This window comes from Mycoplasma sp. 613B (assembly GCF_054343485.1).
Genome location: NZ_JBTGVH010000004.1, coordinates 53,309 through 69,964, shown reverse-complemented (window position 1 = coordinate 69,964; position 16,656 = coordinate 53,309). Strand labels below are relative to the sequence as shown.

At 23.6% G+C, this 16,656-nt stretch carries 14 protein-coding genes; 3 read left to right on the top strand and 11 right to left on the bottom strand.

Annotation, left to right across the window (positions count from 1 at the left end; all coding sequences use genetic code 4):
- Positions 1-38 precede the first annotated feature (38 nt).
- The 10 genes from ACXX87_RS01220 to dnaX form a co-directional block, all read right to left on the bottom strand.
- On the bottom strand, positions 39-335 hold the full coding sequence (locus tag ACXX87_RS01220; protein WP_458573120.1) for a hypothetical protein: 297 nt from the start codon (positions 333-335) through the stop codon (positions 39-41).
- A 3-nt stretch (positions 336-338) separates the two neighbouring features.
- Positions 339-2,159, bottom strand: a complete 1,821-nt coding sequence (gene pepF / locus ACXX87_RS01215) for an oligoendopeptidase F (protein ID WP_458557319.1) — start codon at positions 2,157-2,159, stop codon at positions 339-341.
- 16 nt (positions 2,160-2,175) lie between these two features.
- Positions 2,176-4,437 carry a DUF31 family putative serine protease gene (locus ACXX87_RS01210; RefSeq protein WP_458572707.1) on the bottom strand — a complete coding sequence of 754 codons (2,262 nt, stop codon included), beginning with the start codon at positions 4,435-4,437 and terminating at the stop codon, positions 2,176-2,178.
- A 108-nt stretch (positions 4,438-4,545) separates the two neighbouring features.
- Complete coding sequence (locus ACXX87_RS01205) at positions 4,546-6,999, bottom strand: glucose PTS transporter subunit IIA (protein ID WP_458573119.1); 2,454 nt, start codon at positions 6,997-6,999, stop codon at positions 4,546-4,548.
- 100 nt (positions 7,000-7,099) lie between these two features.
- On the bottom strand, positions 7,100-7,822 hold the full coding sequence (gene rsmI, locus ACXX87_RS01200; protein ID WP_458560906.1) for a 16S rRNA (cytidine(1402)-2'-O)-methyltransferase: 723 nt from the start codon (positions 7,820-7,822) through the stop codon (positions 7,100-7,102).
- Positions 7,809-8,660: a hypothetical protein gene (locus ACXX87_RS01195; protein ID WP_458560907.1), complete on the bottom strand. Its 852-nt coding sequence runs from the start codon at positions 8,658-8,660 to the stop codon at positions 7,809-7,811. Before ACXX87_RS01195 ends, rsmI begins: the two co-directional genes overlap by 14 nt.
- Positions 8,653-9,294 carry a dTMP kinase gene (tmk, locus tag ACXX87_RS01190; RefSeq protein ID WP_436359012.1) on the bottom strand — a complete coding sequence of 214 codons (642 nt, stop codon included), beginning with the start codon at positions 9,292-9,294 and terminating at the stop codon, positions 8,653-8,655. The genes ACXX87_RS01195 and tmk overlap by 8 nt, the downstream gene beginning before the upstream one ends.
- Positions 9,295-9,298: 4 nt before the next feature.
- Positions 9,299-9,871, bottom strand: coding sequence for a toprim domain-containing protein (locus ACXX87_RS01185; RefSeq protein WP_436359014.1), 573 nt, complete (start codon positions 9,869-9,871; stop codon positions 9,299-9,301).
- Positions 9,871-10,152, bottom strand: a complete 282-nt coding sequence (locus tag ACXX87_RS01180; protein ID WP_436359015.1) for a YbaB/EbfC family nucleoid-associated protein — start codon at positions 10,150-10,152, stop codon at positions 9,871-9,873. Before ACXX87_RS01180 ends, ACXX87_RS01185 begins: the two co-directional genes overlap by 1 nt.
- 13 nt (positions 10,153-10,165) lie before the next feature.
- Entirely contained in the window at positions 10,166-12,502 is a 2,337-nt protein-coding gene (dnaX, locus tag ACXX87_RS01175) for a DNA polymerase III subunit gamma/tau (protein ID WP_436359016.1), read from the bottom strand.
- 131 nt (positions 12,503-12,633) lie between these two features.
- Between dnaX and trpS the strand changes: the two genes are divergently transcribed.
- Genes trpS through ACXX87_RS01160 form a run of 3 tightly spaced genes read left to right on the top strand, consistent with a single transcriptional unit; the run spans position 12,634 to position 15,762 of the window.
- Positions 12,634-13,620 (top strand): tryptophan--tRNA ligase, encoded by a 987-nt coding sequence (gene trpS, locus ACXX87_RS01170; protein ID WP_436359017.1) that lies wholly within the window; start codon positions 12,634-12,636, stop codon positions 13,618-13,620.
- Position 13,621: 1 nt separating this feature from the next.
- Positions 13,622-15,364, top strand: coding sequence for a threonine--tRNA ligase (gene thrS / locus ACXX87_RS01165; protein ID WP_458559555.1), 1,743 nt, complete (start codon positions 13,622-13,624; stop codon positions 15,362-15,364).
- Complete coding sequence (locus tag ACXX87_RS01160) at positions 15,364-15,762, top strand: MAG3450 family membrane protein (protein ID WP_458557312.1); 399 nt, start codon at positions 15,364-15,366, stop codon at positions 15,760-15,762. Before thrS ends, ACXX87_RS01160 begins: the two co-directional genes overlap by 1 nt.
- A gap of 13 nt (positions 15,763-15,775) precedes the next feature.
- On the opposite strand, the gene ACXX87_RS01155 is transcribed toward ACXX87_RS01160, so the two are convergent.
- Entirely contained in the window at positions 15,776-16,642 is an 867-nt protein-coding gene (locus ACXX87_RS01155) for a DegV family protein (RefSeq protein ID WP_436359021.1), read from the bottom strand.
- Between the last annotated feature and the right edge of the window lie 14 nt (positions 16,643-16,656).

The window sequence follows — 16,656 nt, the reverse complement described above, 5'->3', positions numbered from 1 at the left end:
TATAAAATACAAATAGGTTATAAAAACACTGGTGCACTTTATATTTCATTTAAGGTCTTTTCTAAAGGAATTTCCTTTATAAAAGAATTATTAACTAATATTTCTTGATTATCAGAATTTTTATAATATATTTGTATATTTTCTTTTGTTGTACTAATATTGGAATTTAATTTTAATTCTATTTCTACTGAAGAATTTTTTGAATTTTTATATTTTATATCATCTATAATATAAAAATTTTTGTCTTCATTTTTATTTATTTCTTTATTTTGACAAGAAATTAAAGTTGTTAAAAATAAAGGGGTGCTTGTTAAAATTCAGATTTTCTTTTTCATAAATTATTTAAAAATTTTCTTACCTAATGTTTTATATAATTTAATTTTATTATTTAGTAAGTCAAAAGCTTTTTGTAAAGTGTTATTATCGAGTAAATCAATATTAGAATCTTTTAAAATGTTTAAAGGTCAATCTTTGGAACCAGAACTTAAAAATTTATTAATGTAATTTTCTAATTCTTGAACACCATTTTCTTTATATTTTTGGAAGAAAATATTTGCTACTATATAACCAATAGCATATTTATAAACATAGAAATTATAATAAAAATGAGGTACAATTACTGAATAAATATTGCTTTTATTTCCTACTTTTTCTTTATTTTTGATATTTGTATATTTGTTTAAAACATCAACATAAATTTTTTCAAAACTTTCAAAAGTTTTCATAGGAACAGAATTATCAATATTTTTATAAAGTTCATATTCATAATTAGCTCATTGACATTGTCTTACTACTGTTGAAAGAAAATCTTGAATAGATTTTTCAAGCAAATGAAATTTTAATTTTTCATTTTTTGCATTAGTAAACATATAATCAAAAAGCATTAGTTCGTTGAAAATTGATGCAATTTCAGCAAGAAAAATAGGATAGTCTGCGTGTTCATAAGGCTGATTTTGATCTGAATATCAAGAGTGCATTGAATGACCCATTTCATGTGCTAAAGTAGCAACTGAATTTAATGTTCCATTAAAATTCATAAGGATATATTTTTTTTCAAGTGAATAATGACTTCCGATTGAATATGCTCCACTTCTTTTGTTAGGAACTGTTAAATAATCAACTCATCTTTGATTTATTGCTTCTTTCACTTTATTTAAATAAGTTTCTCCCAACGGTTTAACTGCTTCAAAAAGTAAAGATTGTGCATCTTCTACTGAGTATTTTTCTTTAATATTTACAAGTGGAAGCATTGAATCTCATGGTTTATAATCTTTATTATATTTTTGTTTAAAAAATTGTTTTTTAGTTTTGTAAAAAAGATCATATAAATTTGAGTTTGATTGAACAATAGAAAATAGTTTATTTAAAAGTTCTAAAGGAACTTTGTCATTGGATATTTCTTTTTCAACCAAAGAATTATAGTTTCTATTTAGAGCATCTGTAGATTTATTTCTTATATGTTGTTCAAGTAAGGAACTAAAAGTTTGTTTATGATTTAAAAAACCATTTAAATAGTTAGTATATGCTTGCTTTCTTATATTTTCATCTTTTCTTTTTAAATATGAAAAGTAAGTAGATTGATTTAAGGTAAACTTTTTATTTTTACTTATAATTTCATCGAATTTAGTTTCAGAATCTCTTAAAATTGCAAAAGTTTGGTATAAAGAAACCTCTCCTTTTGATGTTTGTGTTATATAATTTTCCACTTCGTCTACATACTTATGTTCTTTTTTAGATAAAATCTCTTCAACATCTTTATTATATAATTGAAATCTTGGATCTGATTTTCATTCATTTATTTTGTGTGAATTTTTAAAATACTCATTTTCTTCAGAACCAAGTTCTTTAATAAAATCTGAGTATTTATTTAACAGCAAACCAAAATGAGTTGAAACCACTGGTTCAACTAAATTAGTATTTTTTTTGTTAGATAAATAGTTATAAATTTGTGAAAAATATAAATCAAATTCTTTTTGTTTTTCTTTATATTCAATAAATTTATCTATATTTTCAAATTTAGTTTTACTTGTTTTTATTACTGGAATAGAATATTTTTCAAAATCATCTAATCATTCTTGAATTGATTTATTTTTTAAAATAAATTCTAAATCAAATTTATATTTTTCTGGTATTTCATTATAATTTTTATAATTTTTCATTTTTTCTCCTTAAATTTTAATCTTTTCTATAACCTTCTTTGGATAATATTTTTTGAATTGAATTTCAATATTTTTTTAGTCAAGAATTTTCAGAAGTTCTTGTATTTAAATAAAATAAAATTGGGTTAATTTCTTTATTTTCAGGGTTTATTTCACTAAATAATATTCTTTCTTTACTATTTTCATTATCAATGGTTCCTGGTTTTTTAGCATTTGTTGCAAAAAGGGATCCAACAAGAATTTTATTACTATCAAATACTGCTGAACCTGAACTCCCAGTTCAAAACGAATTTAATATTCCAACACCGTTTAAATATCAAATATTTTCAAAATTGGCATTATTATAGTAAAACTTTCCTTCGCTCTCTAATTGTGAATTTTTAAAATTGATATTTTCTTTTAATATGGATGTTTCTTTTGTTACAAACTCATTATATTTTGGATCAACAATAAATGTATTTGTTGAATTGTTAAAAGAAATTAAAGATTCATTAAAATATCGTTTAGCTGTTGTTTCTCCAATAAAAGAATTTTTTTCAAATGCATTTTGTTGAGAATCTACAACTGTAGAATAACCAAAAACATTTAGATTCAATTTGGAATTATTTCCATCTTCACTTTGAATATTTCCAATTAAAGTTGGATTTAAATCATATTCTTTAAAAGCTTCTGGTTTTTCTATGTTATTTTTCAGTTTAATTTTAATTATTGAAAAATCAGTTCCTGAATTTGGATAATTAGTTATTGTTGGTTGATGCTGAGCATCTAGATTTCAATAGTTTTTAAAGTTATGATCATAAAGTAATGGTTCCATAATTTCATATGATTCTATAAAAGAGAAAGGTGATTGGAAGTTTGTATTTATTACTTGAGAGTCATAATTGAAACCAAAATTATCTCCATTGTCTTTTTGTGGATTGTAATAAGAAAAATGTTTTTTCAAAATGTCAGAAACTAATTTTGTATTAACTGGATTTTTATTAGTATCATTTCATTCTTGACTGTCATTTGGTTTTAAAAGAAATAACTCATTTTGAAATAAATTTGTAAAGGTTTTTTCAGGTATGGAACCATCATAATTTAGTGAAGCTTGAGCTTGAAAAACATTATTAAGCATTGATAATTTTTCTTCAGTTATTTGTTTATAATTGTTATTTTGACTAATAAGTTGCGAAGAATTTGTATAAACTTGTGGAAATTTTAATACTTTAGTAACATGAATATTTGTTGCCAAATAATAAGTTAAATTTTCTGAATCAGAAGGATCTTTATCAATAACTCAAGCTGTTCCATTTATTGAAGAAAACGGAAATAATACTGATCTTTTACCAGCCTTATCGCTATAAACATTTCATAATTCATCAAAGTAAGTAATTCTCATAGAACGTTTTTCTAAAAATTCACCCATTACTCTTTTATCATTTTGTAAATTTGAATAAATTTCTTTTATTTCAACATCTTGCTTATTTAAAATCTCTTTTGGAGTTGATATAATAAAATTATTTTCTAGATTAGCGACAAAAAAATCACTATCTTTTTCATTATTGTAAATTAATGCATATTTAACTAAATATTTTGTATTTTCCTTTAATTTTGGAATACTTATTCATTTTTTGCTAATAATTTCTTTATCAGTTGTGATTTTAGAATCTTCTTTTATTATATTATCATTATTTAATTCATAAATAATTAATGAAATGTATTTATTTAAATCATTAGAAGATAAGTCATAATTTAAATTGAAAGTATTACCAAAATCACTTGTTTCAATTTCCTTATTTTTTTCATTCGTTGTAAAAGAAATGTTTGAATTAGAAAATACAATTTCTTTGTTTATTTCTTCTTTTATGGAAAATTCCAAATTATCATTTTGTTGATTGGTTTGTTTAATTGATTTTAATAAATATGGCTTATTTGGAATAATATTATTTTTAAAGGAAAAAGTTGCAATTTTACCATTTACATAATTTTCGTTTTTTATAATTGAAACACTACTTAACTCTTTTTCTTCATTTTCATTTTTTAGTTGTAGTTCAATTTCTAAATGTGAATTTACATTTTTATCAAATTCAATATTTAATTCTCATTGCTCAGAAGAATTATTAAATTTAACTAAATTGTTAAAATTAATAACATTTACTTTATTGTTTGTTTCACTTGGATTTTCTTTATTTTCGTTCTTTTGAACAGAACAAGATAGAGAAACAGCACTTAAGAAAGTAGGAACTGCTATAAGACCTATAGAATATAAGTTTTTAAATATTTTTTTCTTTTTCATATGTTATCTTTCATTTTAATAATATAAAATAATACCAAAAAAAATTCTTTTTTAAAGCATTAAAAGCATAAAAAAAGAAATCATTTTAAATGATCTCTTTTTTGTTTTTTATTTTACTTCAAAGACAATTTCATCTTTAGAAGAGTTTTTCAATTGTTTATTAATAACTTCTGTTTTTGTTGAATCTGAAGTAACAATATAAACAATATCAGTTTTTTCAACAGCTGTTTTTAAGAATTCCATATCAACTTCAGCAATTAATTGTCCTTCTTTTACTTCACTTCCTTGTTCAATAAATGAAGTGAAACCTTTTCCAGATAAATTAACTGTGTCAATTCCTATATGAATTAAAATATTAATTCCTTCTTTTGTGGTTAAACCATAAGCGTGTTTTGTTGGGAATACAGTAGTTGCTACACCATTAAATGGTGAATAAATTTTAACTATTTTTTTAGTTGCATCTGGAGAAACAATAACACCATCACCAAGCATTTTTTCTGAAAAAACACCATCGTTTATTTCAGAAATATCTTTAATAGTACCTGAAGTAATATTTTTAAATTTAACAACTTCTTTGTTATCTAAATTCATATTATTATTTGTATCTTGTTGAATTTCGTTTTCTTGTTTTTCTTCGTTGTCTAAAACAAGTTTTTCACCTTTGTGAGAACTAATTTTTGAATTTAATTGTTCAGCAACTGGTCCAAAAATAACTTGAACGTGTTTATCACCGATAAATTTAACACCTTTTGCACCTGCTGCTTTTAATCTTTCTTCATTTACTTTTGTTTTATCAAGAATATCATATCTTAATCTTGAAGCACAGTTATTAAAACTTTCAATATTTTCTCAACCACCAAAAGCAAGAACTATTTCAGTTTCTTGTGCATTTAAAGAAGATTTGGTTGTTTGTTTTGAACTTTTTTGATTTTTGAAATCTGCTTTTGTAAATAATTTAGTATTGCTTCCTCTACCAGGAGTTTCTAAATTCATTTTTTTGATTACAAAGTAGAAAACAAAGTAGTAAATTGGAGCATAAGCAATACCAATCACTGCTCATCATCAGAAGTTTGTTCCTTTAAATACAGGAATTGCACCATAAATGATTAAGTCAAGAATTCCACCAGAGAAAGTTTGACCTATATGAGCACCTAAAATGTTCATAAACATAAATGCAAATCCAGCCATTATTGCGTGGAATCCTCAGAACATATAAGGAGCTAAGAATAGGAATGTAAATTCAATTGGTTCTGTAACTCCTGTTACAAATGAAGTAAGTGCTGAAGGAACAACACTACTTAATGCTATTTTTCTGTTTTCTTTTGGAGCTGCCATTACCATTGCTGCAGCTGCAGCAGGTAAAGCAAATTGCATAAATGGATATTTACCTTGTAAGTATCTACCTACTTTAATTCCAAGTTGTTTTTCAAAGAAAGTAAATACAGGAGCAATTTCAGTTTTTCCATTTACATTATAAACAACATTGTTAAATTCTAATGATAAAGCACTATTTGAAATTAGAGAGTCTCCAGCTCATTTAGTTGGGTTTTTAGCCATTAATTTATAAAGTTCTGTTGCTGTAATGTAACTTTTTCAGTTTTCTTGTAATGCATAGTTTGTAGAAGATAAAGGACCACCTTCTTTAAGAGCATCTCCTAAAGAAGAGTACACATCTCCACCAACATTTGTGTATCATAATGGAGCATAAAATGCATGATGCAATCCAAATGGAATTAAAGATCTTTCAATAATTCCAAACACAAGTGATTCAAGACCTACTGGAGCTTTATTTAAAAGTTTACCAAATGCTGTTAGTCCAGCACCTATTCATGGTCAAAAGATCAAGAATAAAAAGGTTAATGGAATCATAGCAACGATTGAAACAATTGGTACAAAACGTTTTCCTCCAAAGAAGGAAATCATTTGTGGTAATTGGATTTTGTAGAATTTATTATATAAATAAGAAATTAAAACACCTACAATTATAGATCCGAAAATGGAAGTTTGTAAAGATAGAATTCCAAAACTACTTTTTACAATTTGTAATGAAGATTCTAAACTTCTACCAGCACCACCAAAAAGAACTACATAACCTTTTAATTCTTTATAAACAATTTCTCCTTGTTTATTAACTTCTACTACAATATTATTAACATTTCCAGCAGTTACTTGACTGCTATTAGATAATGTTTCATAAACTGGTGATATAAAAGGAACTTGTAAAGCTAAAAATACAAAGTATCCTACAATAGCTGAAAAGACAGCTGTTCCTGCATCATTTGTAAAGGAAACTACAAATGCAGCAGCAAATAATAAAGGTAAAGCGTCAAAAATTGGTTGACCTAATTGTTTAATAAAAATCCCAAATACTTTTCCACCACCTGATGATAAATTTTCAATGGTAGCACCTATACCAAGAAATAATCCAGCTATCGCCATAACAGCAATAGGTAGTAAAAAAGCACCTGAAATTTTTGATAAAATCAACTTAGCTTTTGCACTAAAGTTTTTGTCATTAACTACTACTTTATCTTTGCTTTTTGTTTTAAAGAAAAATTTCATTTTATCCTTTCTAAAATTACCTACTATAATAAAGTATAGTTAGGTGATAAAATTATATGTTATATTCTGTAAAATAAATTAAAAAAGATTCAAAAAATAGTTAATTTTTGGAAAATTGTTGATATTTGTTAATCTTTTGGCGTTTTTCTGTGTGTTTTTTATATTTAAAACAAATGGTTCACTCACCTTTAATAACTTCAGGTAAAGAATTTAAAACACTTTCTACAGTACCAAAATAGTGTTTTTCATGCATTTTAGTTATTTCTTTTGATAAAAAAACTTCAATTTCTTGATTAAAAATTGTTTGCAAATCTTTTAATGTAGCAACTAATTTATAAGGTGAAACATAAGCAATATAGTTTCCTTCTGTTAAGGATTTAAACTCTTTTTGTCTTTGATTGCTTTTATCAGCTAAAAAACCAAGAAAAGTAAAATTTCCTTCAAAAGGCGATAAAACAAAAGAAGAAACAAAAGAAGTTGGTCCAGGAATAACTTCTAAAGAAATGTTTAATTCATAGCATTTTTTTATTAAAAAATAACCAGGATCACTTATTTTAGGCATTCCAGCATCGCTAATTAAAGATATTTTTTTGTTTTCCAAAAAATAATCCATTATTTTATTAGTAATTTCTTTTTCATTAAATTTATGATAAGAAATTAATTTTTTATTTTTTATATTGTAATGATTTAAAAGTTTTAAACTCACTCTTGTATCTTCACATAAAATAATATCAACCATTTCTAAAGTTTCTAAAGCCCTTAGTGTAATATCTTTTAAATTTCCAATAGGAGTACCTACAATAAAAAGTTTATTTTGATTCATTTTTTAAAAACCTTTCTTTTAAACGAACTATAAAATTCATTTTTTGAAGTTCAAAATTAATATAATAATGTTTTTTTTCATTGAAATCATTAATTAACAACATTATGAATTCATAATCTTTGTAACTTAAATTTAAAATTTTTTGTAAATTAATAATAGTTTGTTTTTGAATAAAAGAATGCTTATTTAAAATTAAATTTTTAATAAGTGCAAAAAAAAGAAATCAAAAAATGGAATGATTTTCTTCTTGCCAATTTAAAATTAAAAAACTAAAAAAATCTTTTGTAGTTTTTATTTTATGTAGTTCTGATTCAAAAGAATTAATAAATTTTTCAATTTTATCTTTTGAATTATTTGTTAAACTTAATAATTCATTAATAACATCGTTTTTTGTTAATAATTCATGTTTTGGATTTTTTAAATTTAAAACAAAAGACCTAGATACTATAGTTTTTAAAACAGCTTTAATGTTTTTAGTTGTAAAAATAATAAAAGTATTTTTATTAGGTTCTTCAATAAACTTAAGTAATGAATTTAATGTAGCAATATGTAAATTTTCAACATTTTCAATAACTAAAATATTATTTTCGTTTTTTTCTGCAGAAGTAGTCATTTTTTTAATTACTTCTTTTAAAATATCTTTATCTAAAGGATTTTCCTTTGTAAAATGAAAAAAGTTTTTGTTTATTTTTTCAATGGTTGTGTTTTGTATTTTAGAAATTAAAAATAACAGAATATTTTCTGCTAATTGTTTATTTTGAGAATTTATAATTCATGAATGAAAGGTTTTACCTGTAGAAAAAGAATTTTCAATTATAGTTTTTGCAATATTATCCATTTTTTGATAACTCCAAAATTTTATCTATTTTATTTTTTACTTGCTCAAAAACTGTTTCTACGGATTTTGAAGCATCAATGATTATATAACGTTTTGAATCACTTTTTGCCATTTGATGATATGAATCATAAACTCTTTGAAAAAATTCAAGAGCATTTTTTTCTATTCTATCGTCACAATGATTATTTTGTGAAATCAATCTTTTTCTTGATTCTTCAGGTGATAAATCAAATAAAAAAGTATAGTTTGGATATGTACCATTAATAACTATATCGTTTAATTCTTTAATTTTGTTTGTTCCGATTAATTGTCCAGCACCTTGATATGCAATTGAAGAATCTACATACCGATCGCAAATAACAATTTTATTTTCTTTTAAACTTGGTCAAATTATTTTTTCTAAATGTAATCTTCTGGAAGCAGCAAATAAAACTGCTTCAGACATTGCATCGATGGAGTTGGTTGGATCAAGAATAATCTCTCTTATTTTTTCTGCTTCTTTTAAATTATTTCCACCGGGTTCTCTTGTATAAACAAAAGATAAATTAGAATAATTTTCTTTAAAATATTTTTTTAATTTTTCTAAAATTGTAGATTTTCCACTACCATCTAATCCTTCAAAAGTTATAAACATAATTTTACTCTTTTCTATTGTTTATTGATTCTTTGATTGTTATTATATCCATATAATCTAATGAAGCACCCATTGGGATTCCAAAAGCTATTTGAGAAATAATAATTTTTTTAGTTTTTTCTTTAAGGTTTTTATGAATTAAATTTGTTAATTTTAATCCATCAATTGTTGGAGAAAGAGCAATTATTATTTCTTGAAATTGAGAAGAAAAACTCAATATTTTTTCAATTTCAAGTTGATAATTTTCTTTGTTTTTAATATCGAAAATAAAGTATTTTCCTTTATAAAAATCACTTTGTTCTATTTTTAATAATTCATTGTCACTTTCGATTATTAATAATTTTTTCTCCCTTTTTTCATCTAAACAAATATCGCATTGTTTGTTTTTGGAAATAAAATTGCATGAAATGCATTTATTTAAATTTTGGTTGAGTTGCTTAAAAGAATTTAGTAATTTTTCTAACTCTTCATAATTAAGATTTAGAGTATAGAAAGCTATTTTTTCAGCCTGTTTTTTTGTTATTCCAGGAATTTTTTTTAAATTCTCAACTAACTCATTAAATTCACTTCCTATCATTACATCATTCCGTTTGCTGGTGCAATTTCATCATGTTTTTTATTTATTTTTTCAACAAGTTCATTTATTGCTAAAATAATAACATCTTCAAGTGTTTCTTTATCTTCAGGATCAATTAATGCTTCATGCACATTAATTGATTTTAATGTTCTGTCCCCATACATTTCTAATTTTATTCCTTGTTTTTCTAATTCAAAAACTGTAGAGTTTAATTCATTAAGTTTTTTTGTATAACTTTCTTGCATTTTTTTTGCTTGTTTTATCATTTCTTGTATATTCATTTTTACCTCTTTTTTATTTTTTAAATTTATCTCCGAATATGGAAATCATTTTTTCTTCTTCGATTTCTTTTTGAGTTTTATAAACTATTTCTGGTAATTCATTAAAAACATCAGGAAGAGTTTTTAATTCTTGCATTCTTTTTCATTTTTGAGACGCTAAGTCAAATAATTCTTTAGATATTGCAAAGAAATGAATTTCTTCTTCAAAAATTAGTTTATTTAACTCTCTAAAATTAATTTGAGACTTTACACTATTTAAAGCTCAAATTGAATTTTCATTTTCTGGACTAGCAGAAACTAAAATAAATTTATCAGTTGCAGTAATAATTTTAACATCTAATAAGTAATTAATGTATTCTTCATATTGTTTATTGCCAAGAGAAATTAGTTCCAAATTCTTTAGTTGCTCTTTTCTTTTTTGAAGAAAATCTTTTGAATTTGCTTTGGTTTTGAATAAACCAAACAAATTAATTACTTCATCTACAGTTAAAATATCTTCCTCGATAATTCCGATATCTATACTTTCTGTTTTGAGACCTGGTATTGGTTCATCTTCATCGTCTAAAAGGGAAAATGCAGATTTTTTTTCTTTTGTTTCTATTTTTATATTTTCAGTATTTTCTAAAGATAAATCATCATAAACTTTAATTTCATGCTTTTCAGTTTGTATATTTTCTTCATCTTTTTTGTTGTCTAAATTAATTTGATTAGTTTGATATATGTTTTCTTTAGTTTGTGTTAAATAATCTTGACTATTTATGATATTTTCTGTTTCTTGGTATTTTTCATCAATAGTTTCATTATCAAGTAAAATAACTTCTGTACTTTTCTTTAATAAAGTTGTATCGGTTAAGTCTTTATTTAAGTCTTGAGAAAAAATTGAAGTAATTTCTTGAGTTGCTTTATTGTTATTATCTTTAGAAGGATTGTTATTTATTTGAAATATGGAAGTATTTTTATTTTCTATTTCTTCATTTTGTTCTTCTGAAATTTCATCTTGTAAAAAACTTTCTTTAAAAATATTTGAATTTAAATTTTCATTCTTTATTTCTGTTTTTTCTTTTATTAAAGAAGTTCTATTAATAGGATTTTCCTTTATTTCTTTTCCTTCTAAGAATAAATTATCTATTTTGTGTAAATTATTTGTTGTATTTTCTTTATTTATAATATTGACAGAATTGTCAATTTCTAAATTTTTTATTGCCTTTGCAACTTCAGAAATACTTTCAACTTTTATTGTTTCTTTTTGCTCGTTTTTTAAATTTTCATCAGAAGAATTATTATTTAAAAACAGGAGTTTTAATAATAAAATTTCAATAAAAGTTTTGTTATTTTCAATTACATATAAATTTTTTAAAGAATTATTTAATTCAGTAATAATATTAAAAGCATATTTTATATTTATATTAATATTTTCAACTTCTTGCTGTGATAATGTTTCTAAAATATTAACTTTTTTTGTTTTAGAAAAAATTATATAATCTCTCAATACGATTAAAAAATTGTTGATAAATGATGCAAAATCTATACCCTTTTCAAAAAGCGAGTCAGCAATTTCTATAATTTTTTCTACAGAATTACTATTTAAATAATTTAATATTTGAACATAATCACCATTAGAAATAAGAGAGAAAATTTCTTCCACTTTTGTTAAAGTTAAATCATTATTAGAGAACAAAATTGCTTGTTCTAACAATGACAGTGCATCTCTTAAACCGCCATCAGAAAGTTTTGCTATTTTTTCTAAAGCCTTTATTTCAAAAGAAATTTTTTCTTTATTTAAAATTTCTTCTAACTGATTTGTGATTATGTTTAGATTAATTTTAGAAAAATTAAATTTTTGTAATCTTGACAAAACAGTTAAAGGTATTTTTTGTGGGTCTGTTGTAGCTAGAATAAAAATTATATGCTTTGGTGGTTCTTCTAGAGTTTTTAATAGAGCATTAAATGCTGATTTAGAAAGCATATGAACTTCATCGATAATATAAATTTTAAATTTAGAATTAGTTGGTAAATTTTGAATATTTTCTTTTAATTCTCTTATTTCATCAACTCCGTTATTTGATGCTGCATCCATTTCGATAATATCAAAATTTTTGTTTATGTTGCTAATGCAAAAATCACAAGCATCAATATTTTCTCTATGAGCACAATTAACAACAGTTGCAAAAATTTTTGCAACTGTGGTTTTTCCAGTTCCTCTTGGACCTGAAAAAAGATAAGCATGAGAGATTTTATTACTTATGATAATGTTTTCTAATGTTTTAATTATAAAATCTTGACCTTTTACATCACTGAATTTAGTTGGTCTATAAGTTCTATAAAGTGCTTGATAATCTTGTTTTTCCATATAACTATTATTTTAATATAAAATGGTTTAAAACCATAAAATATTATTACTCCTTTTTATTTTTTTATAATCATTCTTTAATTATAAATTTTAATAGAATATTTTAAATAGATTATTATATAATTTAATATATGAAAAAAAGATTAGTAACAGGCGTTCAAGCAACTGGTAAAATAACACTGGGTAATTATATTGGAGCAATTAAAAATACAGTAAAACTTCAAGAAGAATATGAATCTTTTATTTTTATCGCTGATTTACATAGTTTAACGTTGCCGATAGAAAGAAAAGATTTAAAACAATTTAGAGAAGATGTTTTTGCTTTATATTTAGCTTGTGGTTTAGATCCAGAAAAAAGCACAATTTTTTATCAATCTGATGTTGATGCTCATTCAGTTTTGAATTGATTTATTTTAGTAAACACCACTATGGGTGAACTATCAAGAATGACGCAATTTAAAGATAAAAGTAGTAAAATAAAAAATCAAAATGGAACATATTTAATTCCAACAGGGCTTTTTATTTATCCTACTTTAATGGCTTCAGACATCCTTCTTTATAATGCTGATATTGTGCCAGTAGGAATTGATCAAATTCAGCATTTAGAATTAACTAGAAACATTGCTGAAAGATTAAATAAAAGTTATAAAATGAATTTTAAATTACCAGAAGCTTATGTGCAAAAAACGGGTTCAAAAATTATGGGTTTACAGGATCCAACTAAGAAAATGTCCAAGTCTAATACTAATCAAAATGACTCCATTTTTTTATTGGATGATCCAGAAATTGCTTATAAAAAAATAATGAAAGCTGTTACTGATTCTGAAAACAAAGTTTATATTTCAAAAGACAAACCTGGGATATTGAATTTATTAACGATTTATAGTTCTTTGAAAGATATCACTTTAGAAGAAACTGAAACATTATTTAAAGAAAAAAATTATAAAGAATTTAAAGAATCAGTTGCTACTGTAGTTAAAGAATTTTTAACTAATTTACAGGAAAAATACAGAGATTGTAAAAAAGATATAAAAGAATTATCATTAAAAGGAAAAGAAAAAGCTAATTTAGTAGCTTTAAAAACAATTGAAAAATTTAAAGAAAGAATAGGATTATAAAATGAAATTTAATAAAGAATTAAACCATACAACAAGTCACTTATTAGCTGCTGCAGTTATTGAATTATATCCCAATGTTCAATTAGGATTTGGTCCTTCAACTGAAGAAGGTTTTTATTATGATTTTAAATTTGAAAAGCCAATAAGTGATGAAGATTTAAATAAAATTGAAAAGAAAATGAAAAGTTTAGCTTCTGGTGGTTACAAAATGGTAAAGACAAGTGGAGAAAATTATTCTTTTACAGATAAACCGTTTAAAAAAGAATTATATGATGAAATAATTTCTAAAAATCAAGAAGTAACATTTTATTCTTTAATAAATCCTTCTAACAATAAGATTCTTTTTGAAGACCTTTGTTCAGGTGGTCATGAAGATTCAACATCAAAAATTAAACATTTTAAATTACTATCAATAGCTGGTGCATATTGAAGAGGGAAATCAGAAAATGAACAGTTGACAAGAATTTACGGAACTTCTTGAGAAACTAAAGAAGAATTAGATCAATTTTTAGAAATTTTAAAAGAAAGAAAAGAAAGAGATCATAGAAAAATTGGGAAAGAATTAAATATTTTTACTTTTTCACATCTTTCAGGTCAAGGACTTCCTATTTGATTAGAAGATGGAATGAAAATTAGAAACGCAATTAGAGATAGAATTTTATTTTTTGACAAAAAATATGGATTTAAAGAAGTTTTAACTCCACATTTTGGTTCAGAAGAACTTTACAAAACTTCTGGTCATTTAGAACATTATAAAGATGATATGTTTAAACCTATAGAGGTAGAAAATGAAAGATTAATTGCACGTCCTATGACTTGTCCACATCATATTATTTTATTTGATAGACAAAAAAGAAGTTATAAAGAACTACCTATACGTTATTCTGAGCAGTCAAGACTATATAGATATGAAAAATCAGGAGCTTTAACAGGACTTGAAAGAGTAAGAGGTATGGATTTAACTGAAGGTCATATTTTTGCTAGAAAAAGTCAAATTGTAGATGAATTTAAACATTTATATAAAATGATTATTGAAACATTAAATATGTTTAACATTAAATTGGATTATGTTTCTTTTTCTAAAAGAGATCCTGAAAATAAAGAAAAGTTTTTCAATAATGATGAAATGTGAAACCAAGCAGAAAGTGATTTAGAAAAAGTTTTAAAAGAATTAAATATTGATTATGAAGAAAAAATAGGAGAAGCAGCATTTTACGGACCAAAAATTGATTTTCAAGTAAAAACAGTTTTAAATCATGAAATTACTATGTCTACATTACAATTAGATTTTCTACTTCCTGAAAAATTTAAAATAAGTTTTATAAATGAAAATAATGAAAAGGAAACTCCAGTTTTAATTCATAGAGGTTTAATAGGAACATATGAAAGATTTATTTCTATTGTTCTTGAACAAACAAAGGGGAATTTACCATTTTGAGTAAGTCCAAGACAATTTGTTGTAATTCCAATCCAAAATGATAAACACTTAAAATTTGCAGAAAAAATAAAAGAAAAATTACAATTATTAAACTTTAATGTTGATTTAGATGATAGAGACGAAAGAATTAATAAAAAAATAAGAGAAGCGCAATTAATGAAGACAAAATACCAAATTATTATTGGGGATAATGAAATTAAAAATAATTTGGTTACTTATAGAAAATACGGTGAAGAAAACTCAACCAGTGAAAATATTGATAATTTCATAATAAAAATGCTTCATAAATTACATTATAAAAAATAATGAGAATTACAAAAGTTCCAAGTTGATTATTTACTATTTTAATAGTTATAATTCCTATTTTAGTTATTTATTTTCTATTTTCTCCTGAAATTCAAAAAAAAGAAATCATAGAATATAAATATTTATGTTTAATAGGACTTTCTTATGTTATTTTATCTTTTATAATAATAACAATTTTTGTATATCTTAAAGTTTTAAAAATAAATTTTTTTAATTTTAATTTCCCATTAATTTTATCTTTATTTGTCATTTTAATTACTTATCAATTTACTGAATATTGAATTATTTTAAGAATATTTTTAATTATTTTGTGTTCTTTTTCTATAATTCCAATAATGTTAGTAACAGCAATTTTGAATAAAAAAAATACCCAAAAGGCAAATTTTTCTAAAAAATAATAAGGGTATTTTTTTATATTTTAATTTTTGATAATTTAGGTCAAATACCTAATGAAGAACAACCTACTCCAGTATGTATCATAACGGTAGCAGAAGCTATTTCGATATTTCCAAGTTCTAATTTTTCTTTATTAAATAAGTTAATAATTTCGTTTTTCATTTCTGAATCATTGGCATACATAAATTTAAATTCAAAATTTTCTAAATTATGTTTACCACCTATAAAATCGATTAATTTTTCTAAAACTTTTTCATAAGAACCTTTTAATGTTCTTTTTAATCCACCAAAATTAATTCCTTCTTCATCTACTTTGAGTAAAGGGATTAATTTAAGAGAATTAAGTAAGAGTTTTTTTACTCCCTTTAATCTTCCACCACGAATTAAAGAAGTTAGATCTTTAACAATTAAAAAATTCATACTTTTTTTAGCAACTCATTTTGATATTTCTAAAAGTTTATTTAGTTCAACGCCTTCATTAGATTTTTGAACTAAAAATTTACCCAGTTCTAGTGCTTCATCTGTAAAAAAGTGATTATCTATAATGTGAAATTTGTCTCCATATTGTTTAGATTCTACTAAAACTGTTTGATAAGTAGATGAAAGTTTTGAAGAAGTTAAAAAAACGATAACATTTTCATATTCGCTATTCATTTTTTTAAGTTTTTCTTGTATGGTTGCTAATGCAGGTAAAGAAGTGGAAGCACTGCTAGATTTTTTTACTAATTCTCAAATTTGTAAATTTGTTAATTCTTCTCCATTATCTATATAATCTTTTCCATCTATTGTAAATTGCAATGGAACCATTTCAAAACCATTATTTTCTATAGTTTGCTTAGAAATACCACCAAATGAGTCTAATAAAATACCTAATTTTTTCATAAGTATAATTATAT